The sequence below is a fragment of the Leifsonia sp. NPDC056665 genome (assembly GCF_042791795.1).
GTDB lineage: Bacteria > Actinomycetota > Actinomycetes > Actinomycetales > Microbacteriaceae > Leifsonia.
Map to the genome: position 1 here is coordinate 1 of NZ_JBHTXK010000009.1, position 18581 is coordinate 18581.

Sequence of the window (18581 nt, forward strand, 5' to 3'; positions counted from 1 at the left end):
CACGGAACTCCCGAGGGAAACGTCTAGCCATAAAGACCAACCTCCCGAACCAAACAAGGCCGATGATAAGTGACCGAAGAAACGGGGGAACACCAGGGTAACGATGGTAGAAGCGATCGAAGAGAAAGAGCGAATGCACGTAGGCACTTAAGTGGAACGGCCCGCGGCGGCGCCGGTTTCAAAGGGCTCCCGCGTCAACCTCGTTGCCTCGATCTCACCGACGTCCGCAAACTTGCCGTCGGAGAAGTGGATCCTGGACCACTGTGTCGGCGTGTAGCCGGAGTCAGCGAGATTCTCTGTGGCGTCGGCGCTGAGCGCTGTCATGACTGGCGCTCCGTATCGAGTGTCGGAGCCTTCGTAATAGGCGCCCATGGCGCGGCTAGAGGGAGCCGGTCTCCTTACGGCGACTCGGACACGAAGGGCTCGTGCCGTGGCGGGTGCAGCTTTCGGTACGGCCCATTTCGTCTGAGTGGGTGAATCTCGAGGGTTTCTAGGCCGGTTTCGACGAGGATGAGTCTCGCTTTCGCGATCTTGCGCGAGCTGGCTCCAACTCGCGAGGCAAGCTCAGCATGGGTGAGGGTGCTAACTCCCCTGAAGGATCAGCTGCGGATGCTTCGGCCATAGCTACAGCCACTACGAACTCGCGCTCGACAGCAAGTCTTGCCATCAGGACGGCGGCAGGCGGAGTGTCAACCACTTGCTCGACCCAAGCCCGCCACGCATCCGCATCCGGGAAACTGGTCTTGCTCATCGCGGTACGCCGAGGCTCACATTGAAGCGGCTTCGGCACTGGCAGCGCCGAACGATGCGGATGCTCATGAACTTACCGACCCAACCTTCGTCGAAATGGCCTTCCTGTCGGCGTTTGCTCGGGCGGATCGGGTTTTTCGCTGGGGGCGGGACGCTGGGGGGCAAATCTGATGAAGCCACATTCGTCGCAGTCGTAGATGAATTCGCTGACTGCGAGGCCAATCCCGTAGAACGTGTTCCGTTGGAGGGTCATGCGAGTGCCGCATCGGGGACACAACATTCGTCACCTCGCAACTTCGCATTCGCGCCTGAACTATTTCGAGGACCCGGCAACCCGAATGCCGGGCCCTCGCCGACAAACCCTAGCCGTCGGCAGAACGCGCGCTCGGTTAGCGAGCGCCCCGGAAGCAATTGTATAGAGGAATTAGAATTCCAATAGCCACGTGGACGCGCTCGTCCCACCCCAAAACGAGTTAGCTTTGGAGAGGCAGACCGAAAACGTCCCTTGTGGCGCGTTCCGTGGCCGCTGAGTCACCGCTTTTTAGCGCATTGAGAAGCTGCTGATTTCGTCGTCGCAGGCGTTCCCAGTCGATCGACGTTTGCGTCGCGGCGACCACAGCGTTGTAGCCGAGCGCCGTTGCCGATTGCTCCACGAGTCGGCGGAGCAAAGGGTTAGGACACACTTCCGTCACGGTCGCCCAGTACAGGGTGCTTTGAGCAATGAAATCGGTGGTGTTCTGCGCGCTAATGGCCTCCCCGGCCGACTGGAGCGCATCGCAAAGCGCGGTTCGTTGTGCATCGGAAATCACGGGAAGGGTGATTATCGTCATGCCCATCACGAGGGCGCCAACGGCTTGAAGATAGGTGCCAGCGTCCTGAGGTCGCGGCTTGACAACGCGGGTATGCGCTTGTCGGGCGGTTTCAATGAAGCCTTCTTGGGTTAGGGCGAGAAGAGCCTGCCGAATAGGGGTTCGCGAAACACCAAGCCAACGCTGCAGGGCCGCGTCTTCCAATCGTTCCCCCGGCTGGAGCGACCCGTTCAGGATCGCTTCGCGGATCGAGTAGTACGCATGTTCACGCGCCAATGGCCGCGTGCCGGCGGGCGACGAGTTCTCGGGTAAAGGCACAGACTCTCCACGACAGCCGCCGACGCTCGGGCGACGCGGGGGCTGCCACCCAACATTATGACATCGGCTCACCAGTACGCGCGCCTTGGGCGTGAACGGAAGTTGTCCGTCTCCGCATCGGGAGCCAGCTGCGCGCCGCGCTCATCGAGTCAGGCCTCAAACTGTCGCTTCATGCTGTCGACAACGCTCACCGGGTCATCGACCAAGTAAGACACCTCGAACTACTTTCCTCTGAACCAACGCCGCCAGCCCCGCGGTGCTGCAACAGGGGCGGCCCGGGCCGTTTCGGTTGGCGGGTAGGTGGCATGGCCGCAACGGCGGCATATGTCGAAATAGCGGTGCACGGACAGCCCGGTACCGACGTAGGGGTTCTGTAGTCGATCGACAGGGCCGCCGCATTCATTACACGCTTTCGGCGTGCTCTCTACATCTGGATGACCTGGCACGGCTCCTCGTTACTTTGCTGCGAGCTATCCGACGCGGAAGACGCGCTTGGTGGCTGCGACGGAGCCGCGGTCGTCGTGTTCCGAAAGTGCGGCGCTGAGTTCTTTGTAGCCCGCTGCGAGGTCGGCGAGGTCGGCGTCGAGCCCTTGGTGGGCGACGCTGACGTGGTAGCTGAGTGAGGGTGCTGCGCGGGTGATGACATCGAGCAGCACGGGGTTTGGGCAGGAACGAAGCAGCGCAGTGAAGAGTTCTTCGGCCGCTTGGGTGATCGCAGCGACGTCGCCGGTGGTGAGGCGGGCGATGACTTCGTTGGCATGCGCCAGAAGCACCGCACGGTCACCATCACCCAGGTGCGGAAGTGTCAGCTGAGTGGCGCCGGCCAACAGCACTCCGATGGTCTGAAGAGTTGGCTGCGCATCCTCCGGACGCGGCGCGACCACGGCGGTGTGGGACTGGGGCGCGGTCTGCACGAGGCCCTCCACGCTCAGCGCGTGCAGGGCTTGCCGGATCGGGGTCCCGGAGACCTGCAACCACGTCCGCAACTCGGCTTCGTCGAGCCGTTCTCCTGGGAGCAGCACACCGGTGATGATCGCGTCCCGGAGCTGGAGGTAGACGCGATCGCGCACGAGCTCACGAGTGGTCTCCGGATCTCCGCTCGGATCGGGGATGGGCATCAGGCGTCCGCCTTTCGGCCTTGTGGCACGTCGATTCGGAACACGATCGCTGTGGCGTCGCTGACCGCTTCCCGATCATCGAGAGCCAGCGCCTCTCGGAGTTGCCGATACGCCCGCTCGGCCTCGCCCCATTCGATTCCGAGTGCTCGGTAGGCGACCACGACGAAGTACGCCCGCGCTGCGAGGGTTCGTTCGGACAGCTCCACGAGCACATGGTTGGGGCACAGCGCGATCAGATGCGCGTAGTAGTTCTGGGACGCTGCGATCGACCCCTCGATGTCCCGGTTGTTCAGAGCGGCGATAAGGCGATCGAGATCCTGCAGAAGTTCGGCTCTCTGATCCTCGCTGAGCGAAGCGATGGTGAGGTCCAGTATTCCGAGGACGAAGACACCGATCGTCTGCAGATTCAGCACCGCGTCCTCCGCTCGAGGCTCGACGACGCGGGTGTAGGAATGTGCGGCGGTTTCCACGAGCCCTTCGAGGGTCAAAGTTTGAAGCGCCTGCCGGATCGGAGTTTTCGACATCCGTAGCCACGCCTGCAGCTTCTCATCATCCAGCCGCTCCCCCGGCAGGATCGCCCGGGTCAGGATGGCCTTCTTGACCGCGTTATAAGCGCGGTCGCGCGCCAACACTCGAGTCGGTGCTGGGGCAGCGCCAGGAACGGGCAAGGGCACTCCTCCTCGGTCGAATTGACTCCAGTCTAGTTTTCATGGGCTCGCACCGAAACTTTAATCTGGATTAGAGTCCTAGATTGGCCTTATACTGCACACGCAGTGTGAATACAGACTCGGAGAGCGACCCCTCCCCCCAGGTGTTCGCTCTCCGGCTCTTGGGCTCCGAGTTCGGGTCTCGGTTCCCTACCGGGGGTCTTGCGTTTCGGGTACGCAAGACCCCCGAACACTGTTCGAACCAGCTGCGCCAGATCATGGCGGCACCTCAGCCGGGAAGGCAGCGAGAATGCATCTCGATCGGGAACCCGCCGGGCAAGTCACCGTAGTTCTTGCTCGCGACGACCTCCTACGGCTCACGCAATTGGCAGCGCGGCACGGTGCCTCGCCCGAAGCGTTTATCGAGCAACTCACGCGGGACACCTACGGCTACTCCACGACACTGCCCGAAGATCCGGAGCCGCTCGCGAATTCCTAGGTGACGACTCGTCACAGGGGACGACGAAGCCGTGGCAGGTTCGGCAGCAATGTCGCCGCTACCAAACAGCGAGGTCTACCGCGACGAGGCCCAAAGGCCTCGATCTTCCGAGCGAAATCCTTCAACAGGCCGTTGCGCGATGGTTCAACGCGCCTCAAGCACCCGCTGAAGATCGGCGTCAGTTGGAAGCGCCGCCTGCTCGGCCGGTGGAAGCAATCGAGCTTGTTTGCGCGATCGGCTGACTGCTGCCGGCCACGCAATATGAAAGACACGATCGTTCTTGTCGACGCACAGCAATGGCCCGACGTTCGACGCGTGTGCCTGCCTTCGCAGCCTGGCCCCGACGAACTCGACTTAGAAATCGGCGGCCCGGCGTATTCCGAAGTCAACGTGGTTGCGTGCCGGCGTACGGCGGCAAGTGATCCGAGTTCCGCGACCCTGATCAAACGTGGACGAATACGTCTACTTGCGGCTCTTCGACGTGGGGATGCAGGAGGTCCGAGTAGTGGCCCCGCCTCGTAACCCGAGACGATGACGGGGCCACATTCATGTCCTCACGTTCCGCGAGTCGAGGACAGCCGCAAGCGGCGCTGCCCTGTGGGATTTGAGGGCCTTTCCGCCGCCCGATCCTAGCTCTGTAATAGGTGTTGGCCGGCCTGTGGTTGGTTGACAGGCTGATGCTCGATGGCGGCGCGTGACTCTTCGTAGCTCTGGCCCGCTGTGGCGGTGCCTTTGGAGGGACCCGTCCACGCTGCTGTCGTGCATCGGCCTGTGCCGCTCGAATGACTTGATTAGAAGAGTGTCCGCCCTTGAGGTGTGACTCGTTACAGAGCTGTCTTCGCGCACTTTCCGCAGACCGATTTCCTTCAGATCAGGGCAGGAGAGAACATGACGACTATCGCGGAACGCTTCGACTTCGTCGTCGGAGTAGACACCCACGCGAAGACCCACACCTACTCGCTGGTTGAGTGCCGCACCGGACGAAGCATTGCCACGGAGGTCTTCCCGACCAGTGCCGCGGGGATGAGCCGCGCGATCGGATGGATCCGCCGCCGCACGGCAGGCTGCCGTGTATTCGCGGCGGTGGAGGGAACATCCTCCTATGGTGCGCGGCTAACGCAGCGGCTCTATGGTGACGGCTTCGAAGTCGGCGAGGTGAAGCCGCCGACGAAGGCAGCGGCAAGCCGCAACGGCAAGTCCGATGCCATTGACGCCTCCGCGGCCGCGAGGTCCGTGCTGGGCACTGATCTCGAGCTGGTGATCCTTCCCCGCGCAGCTGGGGATCGGGCAGCGTTACGGATCCTATTGGTCGCCCGCTCGATGCTCGACACCCAACGCACCGCCAACAAGAACGCGCTCCTGCCCCTGCTGCGGATCCTGGACCTGGGGCTGGACGCACGAAAGTCGTTGACGGCCGAGCAGCTGGACACGATCGCTGCCTGGCGCCCGAGCAAGACCCGGGAACCGTCAGCCGAGATCGCTCGAATGGAAGCACGCCGCCTGGCCATCGCCGTGATCGAGGGCACCCGTCAGCTCGAGGCGAACAAGGAACTGTTGCGGGACTTCGCCGAGCGGCTGGCGCCGACGCTGCAAGAGATCTCGGGGATCGGGCCGGTGACCGCGGCGATCATTCTCTGCGCCTACTCCCACCCCGGCAGAGTCCGGTCGGAAGCTGCGTTCGCGGTCTTGGCCGGCGTTGCGCCACAACCCGCTTCCTCCGGCAACACGATCAGACATCGGCTCAGCCGCTCCGGCGATCGACAACTGAATCGAGCATTCGATGTGATCGCCCGGGTCCGAATGTCGAATGACGCGAACACTCGAGCGTTCGTGGAGCGCCGCCGGGGAGAAGGCAAAACCAACCGGGAGATCCGCCGCGTTCTCAAGAGATACATCTGCCGCGAAGTGTTCCGCCAGCTTGTGGCCATCATGGGCCACCAAACACCACGACAGATAGAGCAGCCAACGGCGGCATACTCCCTCACCGCCTCAGCGGACCCTTCCGGCAGCCGAATCTAACTCGCTTCCGTCCTTGCCGTTCCCACATTCACGGGCGCGCCCTCCGGGCTTATCCCGCCCGCGAACCCGGGCACTCACGGACCGCCGCTCGTTCAAATCGCCCTCACCGAAAAGCCGCGCCAAAGAACCAGCAGACCGCGAAAAACACGTTGACAAAACACATAGAAGAGTCCCTCCCGGTGCTCCATGCCGGGCTTTCGCGGCATATGCTCACTCCGCTTCGCTCCGCTCCGTTATTCCACGATCCCGGCACTGCACACCTCCTACTCGCTCTCGATCACCCGCCGGAAAGGCACTCAAAAAGATGGACCCTACGAGGGAGTGATTGCGACGCGGGTATTCACCATCGACACCAACAACATGGCACCGGAACTACAAGGCGGGCTCATCCGCGTGGAAGGATCCTCGAACCCGACAGCTACAGAGAAGCAGGAATGCGTGGAGACTGTCAGCCGCTACGTGATGGACGGTTGGGCGATCACCGCCGACCCGTCCACGCCGATCGGATGGCTTGCCGCGCTCACTGCGGAGACGGCATGCGTGCCGTTCGTCAACCTCACCCGGCTCGCTCACGACGAGCCCAGGCCGCAGTCGGCTCCCGCCCGCGCCGGTGGTTAGTCGCACGATGGCCCCGCGGTCCCCGTCGTGGTTCGAGTCGAAGGTCCGCTCGATTCGAACGAAGTTCTAGCGGGTTTCGGACATTTGAGGGGTCAGCGCGTCAAAACCAGCTCGAAAACACAACGTGTAGGTATGAGGGCAATCGATTCGGACACCGCGCCGCAGCGCCGCTCGCCGGCGAGCCCCTCGGACGTCCCTATCGTGAGCCGCCGCGGCAGCAAGACGGACGGATCTGCACCCGGGGTACACGTCGAAATCGGCGCGGCTTGCAAATTCACAGGTGAAGGTGGTTTGCCTTCTCAGACGCCCGGAAACACAGGCCAGATCCGGCCGGTCACCGTTGTTCGCGGGGCCGGCGATTTCCGGAGGGAGTTCGGGTGCGCGCCAAATGCGCGCAAAAACGTCCGCCGAACCGGAACTTGTAAGTAGAGGGAGTTTTTCTTCGAAAGGACAGAACTGTCCAGTTTCGGGAAGCCCAAGTCGAGGTTAGTGGGAGGTGAGTTTAGGTGCGAGGCGGAGTAGCAAGGTGGAAGCGGGGACAGTCCTCCCACGGGGTCAAGCAAGCGGTCAACTACGCCTTCTCCGGCGTCTGTGATGCCACCCTCACCGCCAAAACGGCAGACGGTGTCATCGCCGCCGCCGGATACGCCGACGCCGTCATGAGCCGGTACATCGTCGAGAACGGCGCCATCCGCGACGACCTCCTCACTAGGGATCAGCTCAGGGAGTGGGTTGACGGACTCGACCCACTGACCGGGGAACGGCGTGGCCGGGATCTCGAGTCGCCCGTCGCTGATCTGATTCTGGATGCGACGATCAACGCGCCGAAGTCGTTCTCGATCGCCGCCATGCTCGACCCCGAACTGGCCGCCGCGTACGAGGACCTCCAAGACCGGCTCCGGGACCGGATTGTGAAGTTGTGGCAAACCGAGCTCAACGCCCGCCGCGGCAAAGGCGGCGCCATCCGCGAAGATCTCGCCCGGATCGAGGTCGTCGAACTCCGACACGAACGCTCCCGGTCGTTGGACCCGCACAAGCACCGGCACCTCTGGCTCAACGTCAAAGTCCAAGGCGTCGACGGCAAATGGTCCAACATCGACACCCGCGTCGCGTTGCGGTTCCAGAACGTGGTCAACGCCGAAGGTGACCTCGCCTCCCGAACCGACCCCACCTGGATCCGGGCCCTAGCTGCGAAGGGGTTCACCCTCACCGCGGATGGGGAGATCGCCCAGCTGCAGCACCTGGTGCGACCGCTGTCGAAGCGGTCCGCGCAGATCGAAGCTAACAAGGCTGCCCGTATCGCCTGGTGGAAGCAGCAGCACCCGGAGCAGGAGCCCTCCCACGATGTGCTCAGTCAGATCGATCATTGGGCGTGGGCTGTCGGCCGGCCCAACAAGCCGGGCGAACTGAACGAAGACGGATGGGCCGCGCTCGTCCGGGAAGAACTCTTCACCGCCGACCCTGCGCTCGGCATGGAACGTTCTCCTGCGCCGCTTCCGGCTGTCGCGGTCGAGGATCTCGACATCGAGTTACTGGCAGTCCAGGCCGTTGTCGACGCGGATGCCCGCTCGACCGGCAGCGGTGGCCGCTTCAGCTGGATGGACGTGCGCGCCGGTGCGCTCCGCGCGATCGCCGGGACAGGCGTCGTCGCCAACCGCGACGTCCTCGCGAAGCTCGCTGAGGAAGTCGTGGCGCACTCCCGAACAGTGACACTGATCTCCGAACCGGACGCCCCGAAGCACGTCAAGCACCTCATGGCGGTCTCTACCGCCACGCTGAAGGCCACGCTCGCCCAAAAGGTCGACGCCTTCTCCGCGCCCGGACAGATCCTCGACACGGCCGAGGTCGCCGCGATCGGCCACGCTCTTGAGCCCGATCGCACGCTCGATGACGGCCAACTCGCTGGTGCCGCCGCGATCGGGGGCACCTCGCGCAACGTCGTCATCTCCGGCCCGGCCGGCACCGGCAAGACAACGATGCTCAAAGTCGCGGGCGCAGCCCTGCGTCGACACGGTCACAAGATGATCATCGTCGCCCCGACCAAGAAGGCTTCCGCGGTCGCCGGGCGGGAAACGATGAGCGCATCGTCGTCCCTCCACCAGCTTCTCTACGACTTCGGATGGCGCTGGACGCCCGACCCCTCCGGCGCAACGACGTGGACCCAGCTTTCAATCGGCGAAGCGGATACGACGTCAGGCGGCATCTATGGCGGCCCCCGTATCCGAATCAACCTTGGCGATCGCATCGTCGTGGATGAGGCCGGCATGCTGGATCTTGAGGCCGCGTCCGCGCTTCTCGACGTCGCACGTGCCACTGGAGCGGGGGTCGCTCTGATCGGGGATCAGCGACAGGCTTTGCCGGTCGGGCATTCGGGCGCGATGGCACTCTTCTGGCGCCGGTCGCTCCGGCACGTGGAGCTCACGACTACCCACCGTTTCAAGGATCCGGAGTGGGCGGATATTTCGATGCGACTTCGAGAGCCGCGGAGCGTGGACGAAATGCGCGATGTGGCTAATGACCTGGTCCGTACCAACCACGTCGTGATGACAAACAGCGATGTCGCAGCGCGTGAGGCGATGGTCGAAGGATGGTTTGACGCGGCACAGCGCCGCGAGACGATCTCACTGGTCACCGCTACACATGCGGAAGCGCAGGAGATCAGCGAAGCCATCCAGAACCGACGAATCGAATCCGGGGCAATCTCCATCACGGTCGCCATGTCCGGGCAATCAGGTCAAGCGATCTTCGTCGGGGACGTCGTCCAGACCCGACGGAATGACATCGCAGCCGACGTCCAGAACCGCCAGAACTGGATCGTGAAGACAATCGGCACAGACCACGTGATCCTCGCGGCGAGCGCCGACACGACAGACCTGCGGAAGGTCAGCCTCGCCTACGCCGAATCCCACATCCACCTCGCATACGCCACGACCGTCTATGGAGTCCAAGGCGAGACAACGGAGCGATCACTCGTTGGACCCGTCGTCGATGCTGCCGGCTTGTATGTCGGTCTAACCCGCGGCAAGGCACACAATGCATCGGTTCTCGTAGCTCCGACAGAGACCTCCGCAAAGTCGCAATTGGTCGAGATGATGCAACGCCATTCTGTGGAGGAGACGATGGAAAAGTCGCGCGCAGCAGCACAGACCGATCTCCGACGGGCCGCGCAGTCGGCCACCGGACCGATCGTAACGCCGTCCGATCGTCGACTGACGTTGGCTGGCCTGGAATGACCGAGGCGTTCGCCCTATCGGGCGAGACCAATCGAGCACAGCTCGAGCCCAAGCAGATTGCCTCCATCCAGGGTTGCACCCTGGGGATCGAACCCAAAGATTGCGACACCGAGTTCGTCGGCCCTATCAACAGCCTGCGGGAGCACGCCATGTCGCACGAAGATCAGACCTCGTCTTCCGTCGGCCGCCGAGACCGACGCCGCTCTGGTCACTTGAGCGACGTCGAGGTTACCGCGTTCATTGTCGACCCACGCCAAGTAGCCCGCGCTATAGAGGTCACATGCGCGAACCGCGTCTCCGGAGGCCACGACGGTGTCTGCAGCGCCGAGGTAGATCATCCACTCGCGGCACAGTGCGATTGCTTCATCGTCCGAAGCACCCCAAGGCTTCGGCTCCGGAGGTTGCCGTTCCACGGGACCAGTCTGCCCGAGACTGCCGTCCCCGCTACTTCTGCTCCGTCTCCCGAAGACGGGATGTCGGCGCCCGCGCGTAGCCTGATGCCACCCACCTCATCGCGGCGCAAAGCGTCGATCGGCGATTGGAGTTGAGGTATGGGGAGCATTCACGCGTACGAAACGGCCGGCGGCAAGCGATACCGCGTCCAGTACAGAACACCTGAGCACGACCTCACCGGCAAGCGGGGCTTTCGGACCAAGCGAGACGCCGAACTCTTTCTGGCATCCGTCGAGGTCGCGAAGGCTCGAGGCGAGTTCGTGGACGCTCGAGCGTCACGATCTACGATCAGCGTCCTCGGGTCGGAGTGGCTGGCCAACCAGCACCATCTCAAGCCTTCGTCGCTTCGCCCTGTCGAGATCGCCTGGCGACTGCACGTCGAACCGAAATGGGGAAGCAGGCGGGTGGGAGAGATCCGTCACTCGGAGGTCCAAAACTGGGTGACAGCCTTCACTAAAGGCGATGGCAAGCCGCGCTCGGCGACAACTGTCCTCCGCGCCTATGGCGTGCTTGCCGGAATCCTCGACACCGCAGTTCTGGATCGCCGAATCCCCTCCAACCCTGCACGCGGCGTCAATCTCCCTCGAAAGCTAAAGGGCAAGCACAAGTATCTGAGCCACACGCAGGTCGATCTCCTTGCGGAGAATGCGAAGAGGCACCGAATTATGGTTCTCTTCCTCGCCTACACTGGCCTGCGGTGGGGCGAAGCAACTGCGCTGCGCGTTCGCGATGTTGACCTAGTTCGCCGACGCGTCGAAGTGCATGAGAATGCCGTGGAAGTCTCCGGCACGATCCATGTCGGAACCCCAAAGACCGGCGAAGCTCGAAGCGTCCCCATTCCACCGTTCCTTGTACCGCTACTGGCTACAACGACCGCGAGCAAGGCCCCATCACAGCTGCTCTTTGGCGATGGGGACAGCTACCTGCACCAACCTGATCGACGTAGAGGCTGGTATGTCTCGGCAATCGCGCGATCGCAGGCCGACGACGGAACGTTCCCCCGTGTCACGATTCATGACCTTCGACACACGGCAGCCAGCCTCGCGATCAGTGCCGGCGCCAACGTCAAATCAGTGCAGCGCATGCTTGGCCATTCGTCTGCGGCAATGACCCTCGACACGTATGCGGATCTATTCGATGACGACCTGGACGCTGTAGCCATCGCTATGGATACAGCGCGCGCTCGGGCAACCTTGGCGGCCCACTAGAGCAGCTCACGAGTCAAGCGAACGCGCTCGATGTTGTAACCCGGACGCTGAGAAACCCCTCGCTCAACGACACGCAACGGAACCGCAACTGTCAAACTTCGTGGAAGACGGGAGCTTCCGAGGTAGGTTGTAGCCAAGTCGAACGGTGCGAGGTCAGTTGTCACTCAACTTCGGAACACATGAGGACGTCGTATTCGACGACGCGCCCTTAACGAGCGTGCTCTGCCAGATTCAATTTCCCCCGATTCTTGCGTTGATCTCAGGTGCGGGACTTACTGGCTTTCAGACCGTTCTCCGCGAGCAGTACCCGATCCTCCTACCCAAGGAGCAGTCTGCCAGCGTCCAGGTGGGACCCGATTCCATAGGCCTCAGCGCAAGCCCGCCGGTGTGGCGGCTGACCGATGAGGCCAAACAATGGACCGTTGGGCTTGCCGTAAACTTCGTTTCGCTCGAGACTCCGTCGTACTCGAGCATCGACGAGTTCCTCTCGAGAATAGACAACATACTGCGGGCGCTTCGCAGCACTTTGCGACCAGCAGACAGCATCAGAATCGGTCTTCGCAAGATCAACGCGATAGGTTCGGACGATCCCAGTTTCTTCCGCTCCTCGATTCGACCCGAGGTGCTCGGGATCCTCGCGGTCGAAGACCTTCCGGTTCCAATCTTGCAGGCCGCATTTCAAGTTCAATTCGAAGACGATGAGAACATGCTCGTCGTGCGCAGCGGTCTCGCGGACGAAGGTGCAGAGCGTCGTTATGTCCTCGACATGGACTACTTCACTGAGAGGCCATATCCAGTTGCTCCCGGGGAAGATATCGTGAGCTTGCTGCGTTATTTCAGCGAGGGTATGACAAGCTTCTTCCACTGGGCTACCACCGAGGATTACAGGTCCTCGCTGCAGCCCCGGCCCCGAACTCAGAAGTGAGAGAAAGATGACGCTACTTGCAGACATCGCTGCGACCGAGAGCGTTGATGCGGTCTCGGGTGTCGCTATTTCGGACGGGCCGCTTACTGATCATCTCCGCGCGACCGTTGATGAAGCTGTGATTGCGAAGGCGGTTCGGATTTCGAAAAGCGGCGGTCCCGATGGCGGACAACGGACAGCCCTCCTCGGCGTGCTGCTGGCACGGCTTGCTGATGTCTCTTTCGAGGAGACGGCTCGTCTTCTTGGCATTAGCGAGGCGAAGCTCGTCCGTTACGCACACGGAGAAGAACCCATTAGCCGCGACTACGAGCGACGATGGGACGTCCTCGCTCAGATCGTTTATAACGTGTCCTGCGTTCTCGAGCCCGCTGCGCTGCCGCAATGGGCGAGCACCTCAGTTCCGGCGCTTGGCGGAGCCACACCCGCTGATCAAATCCGGCGAGGCCACCTGGATCGCGTGCTCGAACTCACCCGATCGTACTTGAACCCGTCGTTCAGCTAGGTGCATTACGAGACATTTGCACCACTGTGGCGGCCGGGGAGCATCGCCCTTTTCCGTTGGACTCCAGCTGCGGCGGAATACGCTCCCGAGTTGCCGTGGACCTCGATCGGTCGATTCGGAGACGGCTCCTTCAAGGCAATCTATTTTGCGGAAACCGCAAAGGGCGCTGTTGCCGAGTTCTTGAGGCGACACCCTGAATTCTTTTCGCTGCAGGACCATTTGCGAATCCGTCTCTTTGAGGTCGATTTGAATATCCCGGGTGAATGCTTGGACGTGAGGCACGAGCAAGCGCAAGCGGACGTTGGAATCTCGCTCGATCGCCTGACTTCGTCCGACGTCGATGAACATGAACGCTATATGGCTTGTTGGGACCTGGCACATGCGACGTGGGCGTGGGGGTCAACAGGCATTGCCTACCCTTCGGCCGCTGCGAATTGGGCGGACGCCTGGAATCTGGCGCTATTCGGCGATCCATCTACCGAGACATGGCACCCGCTCAACGTTAGCGAGATCGACCCGCCTCAACTCGCTGTCGATGAGGTGCGCGTGCTCGCATAGAAGCGGACAGATCAGACCGACTAACGCATTAGAGCTATGGCCTGCCTATGCCGATCAACAAATGGCCCACCGATCACTGCCTAGCGCCTGAACCGTCTCGCGAGATGTAGTCAAAATGTAGTCACACGACCTTTTCGGCGAAAGCAAAAACCCCCGCATCCCTTGTAAACACGGGGATGGCAGGGGTTTCACACTGGCGGTACCGGTGGGATTTGAACCCACGGTGGGCTTTCACCCACACAACTTTTCGAGAGTTGCACCTTCGGCCGCTCGGACACGGTACCGCCGATGAGTTTACTGGATGCGCGCGGTCACCGCGAATCGGGCGGGCCGGGCGCGTCCGAAGCTCAGGGAAGCGCAAGAGGACGGCAGTACGCTGCCGGGGTGGGAATTCTGAAGCCGGTGATCTGGCTGGGCGGCGCCCTCGTCGTCGCGGCAGGCGCGGTGGCCGGGCGGGCGTGGGTCGCGCAGCAGCGCGCGTCGCTCGCCGCTGGCAAGGAGCGCATCAACGAGACGCTGCCCGTGCACTCCGCGTGGTGGCGCGACCACGCCAAGACGGAGGGCGAAATCCTCTACGTGGCCATCGGGGACAGTGCCGCGCAGGGGATCGGCGCCTCCGCGCCGCGCAACAGCTATGTCGGCGTGATCGCCAACCACGTCCGCGCCGCGACCGGGCGCAGCGTCCAGGTCGTCAACCTGTCCGTGTCCGGGGCGACCGTCGCGCTGGCCGCCGCCGACCAACTGCCCCGGCTCGCCGACCACGCCCCCGACCTCGTCACCGTGTCGATCGGCGCGAACGACATCGCCGACTTCGACGCCGCGCGGTTCCGGGAGGGCATCGGCCGGGTGTTCGACGCATTGCCGGCGGACGCGATCGTGGCCGACCTCCCGTACTTCTACCTGCCGCACAACGAGCGCAAGGTCGCGGTCGGGAACGACATCCTCCGCGAAGCGGCCGCCGAGCGCGGACTCACGGTCGTCCCGCTGCACGAGGCCATGCGGCGGGAGGGGTGGCGCGGGGCGCTGCACCACTTCGCGGACGACTGGTTTCACCCGAACGACCACGGCTACCGGGTCTGGGCGTCCGCCTTCCTGCCCGCGGTCATCGAGCAGGCGAAGGCCAAGTTTCCGCGGCGGGCCGCGCTCTAGCCTGCGTCGTGCAGCGGCTCCGGGTGCGGCGCCAGGAACGACAGCACCCGCTCCCAGGCCGGCGCGATGACGAGGTGGCCGGCGCCCGGCACCATCTCCATCCGGGCGTCCGGGATGGCCTTCCGGTACCAGGCTGCGTGCGCGTGGCCGGCGATCGGGTCGGCGTCGCCGCCGATGATGAGCGTCTTCGCCCGCACCGCTCCCGGATCGAAGCCCCACGGACGCGTGGTGTAGCTCAGGATGTCGGCCGCCACGCCGCCCGGACCCTGGCGGTAGGCGTCCTTCAGCATCCGGCCGAGCCGGTCCTCCAGGCCACGGCGGCCGAGCACCTCGGCGTCCACCGGTCCGGCGCCGAGCGCGTCGAGGGGGACGCCGCTCTCCAGGTCGGCGGCCCGCATCGCGTCGGCCTGGCCCTGCAGCATGGCGGACAGCCGGCTCCTCGCCTCGTCGGGTGAGAGGCGGCCCAGCTCGTCGGACTGCTTCTGCAGCTCGGGCGGGATCCACGGCACGTCCTCGTTCGGGGCGGGCGTCGCGACCACCGCGACCCGGTCGACGAGCTCGGGATGCTTTGCCGCGAAGGCGAGCGCCACCCGGCCGCCGGCCGACCAGCCGGCGATGCCGATCGTCGGCGGGCGGTTGACGCCGATCGGCGACTCCAGCCGCTTCATCTCGCGGATGTACTCGGCGATGTCGTCGGCGGCGCCCACGATGCTGGGCCAGGAGCCGGCCGGCCACGGGTCGCTGGAGCCGTAGCCCGGCCTGTCGAGCGAGACGATGTGGACGCCGCGGTTCGCCGACGCGTCCGGGTCGGGGTCGAACACCGACGAGCCGGGGGCGGGATGGCAGAACACGATGACACGCGCGGCGACCGGGTCGCCCAGGGTGGTGACGCCGACACGTCGGCCCGAACGGAGGGTGAACGTCAGGTTGGCCATGCGGCCCATTGTGGCCCGGCCGCCCGGCCGCGAGAACCCTCGCGTCGCTACGGGAGGAGATTCCGTTCGACGCGCCGCGTGCGAGCAGTCAGCGGAGGAGTCGCGCGGCGTGTCGGGGGCGGATGTCCTCCGTTAGCTGCGGGCGGGGGCGCCGGAGGCGGGGACGGGTCAGAAGGCGGCGTCGAGTTCTCGCTCGCGTGGGGTGGCGGCGGCGGTGAAGGCGACGCGCAGCGCCTCCCGGATCGTCGCGGCGCGCTCGTCGATGCGGGTCGAGAATCCGAGCCGCGTCGCCTCGGTCGCCCGCTGCTTGCCGCTCGTCACCGGCCGGATCTCCCCCGCCAGGCTGATCTCGCCGAACGCGACGAGTGTGTGCGGGATGGCACGGTCCGTCGCCGCCGACGCCACCGCCAGTGCGATGGCCAGGTCGGCTCCTGGCTCGGCCAGCCGCACCCCGCCGACGGTGGACACGTACACGTCCTTGTCGCCCAGGCGGATGCCGGCACGCCGCTCCAGGACCGCCAGCAGCATCGCGACGCGCGAGGAGTCCACCCCGTTCGTCACGCGCCGCGGGTTGGGCGCCGTGGTCGCCACGACGAGCGCCTGCACCTCCACCGGCAGCGGCCGCCTGCCCTCCATCGCCACGGTGACGCAGGTGCCGGACACCGGCGTCGCCGTGCGACTGAGGAAGAGTCCGCTCGGGTCGGGCACCTCGGCGATGCCGTCGCCGGCCATCTCGAAGCAGCCGACCTCGTCCGTCGGCCCGAACCGGTTCTTCAGCGCACGCACGAACCGCAGCGCGGTCTGGCGGTCGCCCTCGAACTGGCACACGACATCCACCAGGTGCTCCAGCAGCCGCGGACCGGCGATCGAGCCGTCCTTGGTGACGTGGCCCACGATCAGGATGGGGAGGTCGCGCTCCTTGGCCACGCGAATGAGCGTGCTGGCGACCTCGCGCACCTGGCTCGGACCTCCCGCCATCCCCTCGATCGACCCGCTCGACACGGTCTGCACGGAGTCCACGATGACGAGCGAGGGCCGCACCGCGTCGATCTGACCGATGATCGTCGCCAGGTCGGTCTCGGAGGCGAGGAAGAGCTGGTCGTGCATGGCGCCGGTGCGCTCGGCCCGCATCCGCACCTGGCCCACGGACTCCTCGGCGCTCACGTAGAGCACTGGCCGGCCCTCGCTCGCGGCCCGGGAGGCCACCTCCAGCAGCAGCGTCGACTTGCCGACCCCTGGCTCACCGCTCAGCAGGATGGCAGCACCCGGCACGATGCCGCCACCGAGCACCCGGTCGAACTCGCCGATGCCGCTCGGCCGGCGCTCCGCCGGCTCCGTGCCGACCGACGTGATCGCGCGCGCCGCCCGGTCCGCGCTCACGACGACCGGCTTCAGCGCACGGAACACGCCCGTCGGCGCCGACGCCTCCGCGACGGTTCCCCACTCCTGGCATTCGCCGCAGCGGCCCACCCACTTCACCGTCGTCCAGCCGCACCCGGTGCAGCGATACGTCACAGCGGCCTTTGCCACGGAACCTCCTCAGTCGCGCTCCACACTACGGTCGGCCACCGTCATCCGCGGGAGGATCGCGGAACTCGTGGAGTAGTCCCGCCCACGCCCGATCTGTGGAGGAGAAACAGGGCGGCTCAGCGCAGCGCGAACTGCTTCGTCGTCGCCGAGGTGATGCCCGCGACCGACACCTGCAGGTGGTACGACGCCCCGCCGGCCGGCACCTGTGCGCGCTGCGCCTGGCACGTGGAGGGGTCGGACCGCGTGCGGTCCCAGGTGATCGGGGTCTGCGACGAGATCGTCTTGCCCGGCTGCAGCAGCACCTGGGCGTCGACCTTCGAGCTCTGGCAGTCCGTCGACTTCCAGTAGACCTCCGAGCCGCTGGTGATCGTGAACACCTGCTGGGCGGTCCCGGCGTCGAGGACGCACGCGTTCGCTCCCGTGTTGGTGAGGGCGACCGAGAGCTGCGGGAGCTGGCCCGCGGTGTAGCTCGCGGCGTCCGTCACGGCCTCCACCTTGACGTCGGCCGGCTTGCACGCCTGGCCGCTCGCGCTGGCACTGGAGGTCGGGATGCTCGTGGCGGCCGGGGTATGCGCCGGCGTGTTCGTCGTCACGGGAGCCTTGGCGGGCTCGCCGCTCGACGAGCCGGGCCGGACCACGATCAGGACGATGACCACCACGACCGCGACGAGGCCGAGGAGGACGATGAGCCGACGGCGCCAGTAAACGCCGCTCGGCTTCGGGCCGACTGGGTTCTTGAACGTCGACATGCCCGCAGAGTAGCGCCGACCCGCGACACGCCGGGGCAGGCGCGCTCAGAGATGCTTCAACATGCGCGTGTTTCCCAGGGTGTTGGGCTTCACGCGGGCGAGGTCGAGGAACTCCGCGACGCCTTCGTCGTGCGAGCGGACGAGCTCGGCGTACAGCGTCGGATCGATGGACTCCGACCCCATGTCCTCGAAGCCGTTGCGCTCGAAGAAGCCGACCTCGAAGGTGAGGCAGAACAGCCGGCTGAGTCCGAGCTCCGCCGCGTCGGCCTCCAGCCGGCCGAGCAGCGCGCGGCCGACACCGCGACCGAGCCACGGATCCGCGACCGCGAGCGTGCGCACCTCGGCGAGGTCGCTCCACATCACGTGCAGCGCGCCGCAGCCGATCAGCTCGCCCTCTGCGGTCTCGGCGACGCGGAACTCCTGTACCGACTCGTAGAAGGTCACCGCTTCCTTGCCGAGCAGGATGCGCCGCTGCACGAGCGGCTCCACGAGCTCCCGGATACCGGGCACGTCGCTGGTCCGCGCCCTCCGAACCACATACGCGCCGTCAGAACTCACGCC

17 protein-coding genes and 1 tRNA gene are annotated in these 18581 nt (G+C 64.8%); 8 read left to right on the forward strand and 10 right to left on the reverse strand.

All coding sequences use genetic code 11. The features are described from left to right. Positions 1-147: 147 nt before the first annotated feature. The 4 genes from ACFQ9V_RS10480 to ACFQ9V_RS10495 form a co-directional block, all read right to left on the reverse strand. Positions 148-324: a hypothetical protein gene (locus tag ACFQ9V_RS10480; RefSeq protein ID WP_382459102.1), complete on the reverse strand. Its 177-nt coding sequence runs from the start codon at positions 322-324 to the stop codon at positions 148-150. An 899-nt stretch (positions 325-1223) separates the two neighbouring features. Further along, the gene (locus ACFQ9V_RS10485) at positions 1224-1877 is read right to left on the reverse strand and encodes a GntR family transcriptional regulator (protein WP_382459103.1); all 654 of its coding nucleotides are present in this window, start codon (positions 1875-1877) and stop codon (positions 1224-1226) included. Between the two features lie 470 nt (positions 1878-2347). After that, positions 2348-2995: a GntR family transcriptional regulator gene (locus tag ACFQ9V_RS10490; protein WP_382459104.1), complete on the reverse strand. Its 648-nt coding sequence runs from the start codon at positions 2993-2995 to the stop codon at positions 2348-2350. Further along, entirely contained in the window at positions 2995-3624 is a 630-nt protein-coding gene (locus ACFQ9V_RS10495; RefSeq protein WP_382459105.1) for a GntR family transcriptional regulator, read from the reverse strand. The genes ACFQ9V_RS10490 and ACFQ9V_RS10495 overlap by 1 nt, the downstream gene beginning before the upstream one ends. 1405 nt (positions 3625-5029) lie before the next feature. Between ACFQ9V_RS10495 and ACFQ9V_RS10500 the strand changes: the two genes are divergently transcribed. The 3 genes from ACFQ9V_RS10500 (at position 5030) to ACFQ9V_RS10510 (ending at position 10011) form a co-directional block, all read left to right on the forward strand. Further along, entirely contained in the window at positions 5030-6160 is a 1131-nt protein-coding gene (locus ACFQ9V_RS10500; RefSeq protein ID WP_382459106.1) for an IS110 family transposase, read from the forward strand. 438 nt (positions 6161-6598) lie between these two features. After that, entirely contained in the window at positions 6599-6778 is a 180-nt protein-coding gene (locus ACFQ9V_RS10505) for a hypothetical protein (protein ID WP_382459107.1), read from the forward strand. 659 nt (positions 6779-7437) lie between these two features. Beyond that, positions 7438-10011: an AAA family ATPase gene (locus ACFQ9V_RS10510; protein WP_382459108.1), complete on the forward strand. Its 2574-nt coding sequence runs from the start codon at positions 7438-7440 to the stop codon at positions 10009-10011. A 14-nt stretch (positions 10012-10025) separates the two neighbouring features. Here the strand turns inward: ACFQ9V_RS10510 and ACFQ9V_RS10515 are convergent, their stop codons facing one another. Continuing rightward, the gene (locus ACFQ9V_RS10515) at positions 10026-10424 is read right to left on the reverse strand and encodes a hypothetical protein (RefSeq protein ID WP_382459109.1); all 399 of its coding nucleotides are present in this window, start codon (positions 10422-10424) and stop codon (positions 10026-10028) included. Positions 10425-10562: 138 nt separating this feature from the next. Here ACFQ9V_RS10515 and ACFQ9V_RS10520 point away from each other — a divergent pair, with 138 nt between their 5' ends. From ACFQ9V_RS10520 to ACFQ9V_RS10535, 4 genes are all read left to right on the forward strand, one after another. Then, entirely contained in the window at positions 10563-11672 is a 1110-nt protein-coding gene (locus ACFQ9V_RS10520; RefSeq protein ID WP_382459110.1) for a tyrosine-type recombinase/integrase, read from the forward strand. A gap of 157 nt (positions 11673-11829) precedes the next feature. Then, positions 11830-12597, forward strand: coding sequence for a TIGR04255 family protein (locus tag ACFQ9V_RS10525; RefSeq protein WP_382459111.1), 768 nt, complete (start codon positions 11830-11832; stop codon positions 12595-12597). A gap of 7 nt (positions 12598-12604) precedes the next feature. After that, the gene (locus ACFQ9V_RS10530) at positions 12605-13099 is read left to right on the forward strand and encodes a hypothetical protein (protein ID WP_382459112.1); all 495 of its coding nucleotides are present in this window, start codon (positions 12605-12607) and stop codon (positions 13097-13099) included. Then, positions 13100-13657 (forward strand): RES family NAD+ phosphorylase, encoded by a 558-nt coding sequence (locus ACFQ9V_RS10535; protein WP_382459113.1) that lies wholly within the window; start codon positions 13100-13102, stop codon positions 13655-13657. A 194-nt stretch (positions 13658-13851) separates the two neighbouring features. Here the strand turns inward: ACFQ9V_RS10535 and ACFQ9V_RS10540 are convergent. Beyond that, positions 13852-13941, reverse strand: a tRNA-Ser gene (locus ACFQ9V_RS10540). A 100-nt stretch (positions 13942-14041) separates the two neighbouring features. Here ACFQ9V_RS10540 and ACFQ9V_RS10545 point away from each other — a divergent pair. Further along, positions 14042-14806: an SGNH/GDSL hydrolase family protein gene (locus ACFQ9V_RS10545; protein ID WP_382459114.1), complete on the forward strand. Its 765-nt coding sequence runs from the start codon at positions 14042-14044 to the stop codon at positions 14804-14806. Here ACFQ9V_RS10545 and ACFQ9V_RS10550 read toward each other — a convergent pair. The 4 genes from ACFQ9V_RS10550 to ACFQ9V_RS10565 form a co-directional block, all read right to left on the reverse strand. Beyond that, a complete protein-coding gene (locus tag ACFQ9V_RS10550; protein ID WP_382459115.1) occupies positions 14803-15741 on the reverse strand; it encodes an alpha/beta hydrolase in 939 nt (312 codons plus the stop codon). The two genes, ACFQ9V_RS10545 and ACFQ9V_RS10550, sit on opposite strands and share 4 nt — an antisense overlap. 168 nt (positions 15742-15909) lie before the next feature. Then, positions 15910-17271 (reverse strand): DNA repair protein RadA, encoded by a 1362-nt coding sequence (gene radA, locus ACFQ9V_RS10555; RefSeq protein ID WP_382459116.1) that lies wholly within the window; start codon positions 17269-17271, stop codon positions 15910-15912. Between the two features lie 116 nt (positions 17272-17387). Continuing rightward, complete coding sequence (locus tag ACFQ9V_RS10560) at positions 17388-18020, reverse strand: hypothetical protein (RefSeq protein WP_382459117.1); 633 nt, start codon at positions 18018-18020, stop codon at positions 17388-17390. A 45-nt stretch (positions 18021-18065) separates the two neighbouring features. Further along, a complete protein-coding gene (locus ACFQ9V_RS10565; RefSeq protein WP_382459118.1) occupies positions 18066-18578 on the reverse strand; it encodes an amino-acid N-acetyltransferase in 513 nt (170 codons plus the stop codon). Positions 18579-18581 lie beyond the last annotated feature (3 nt).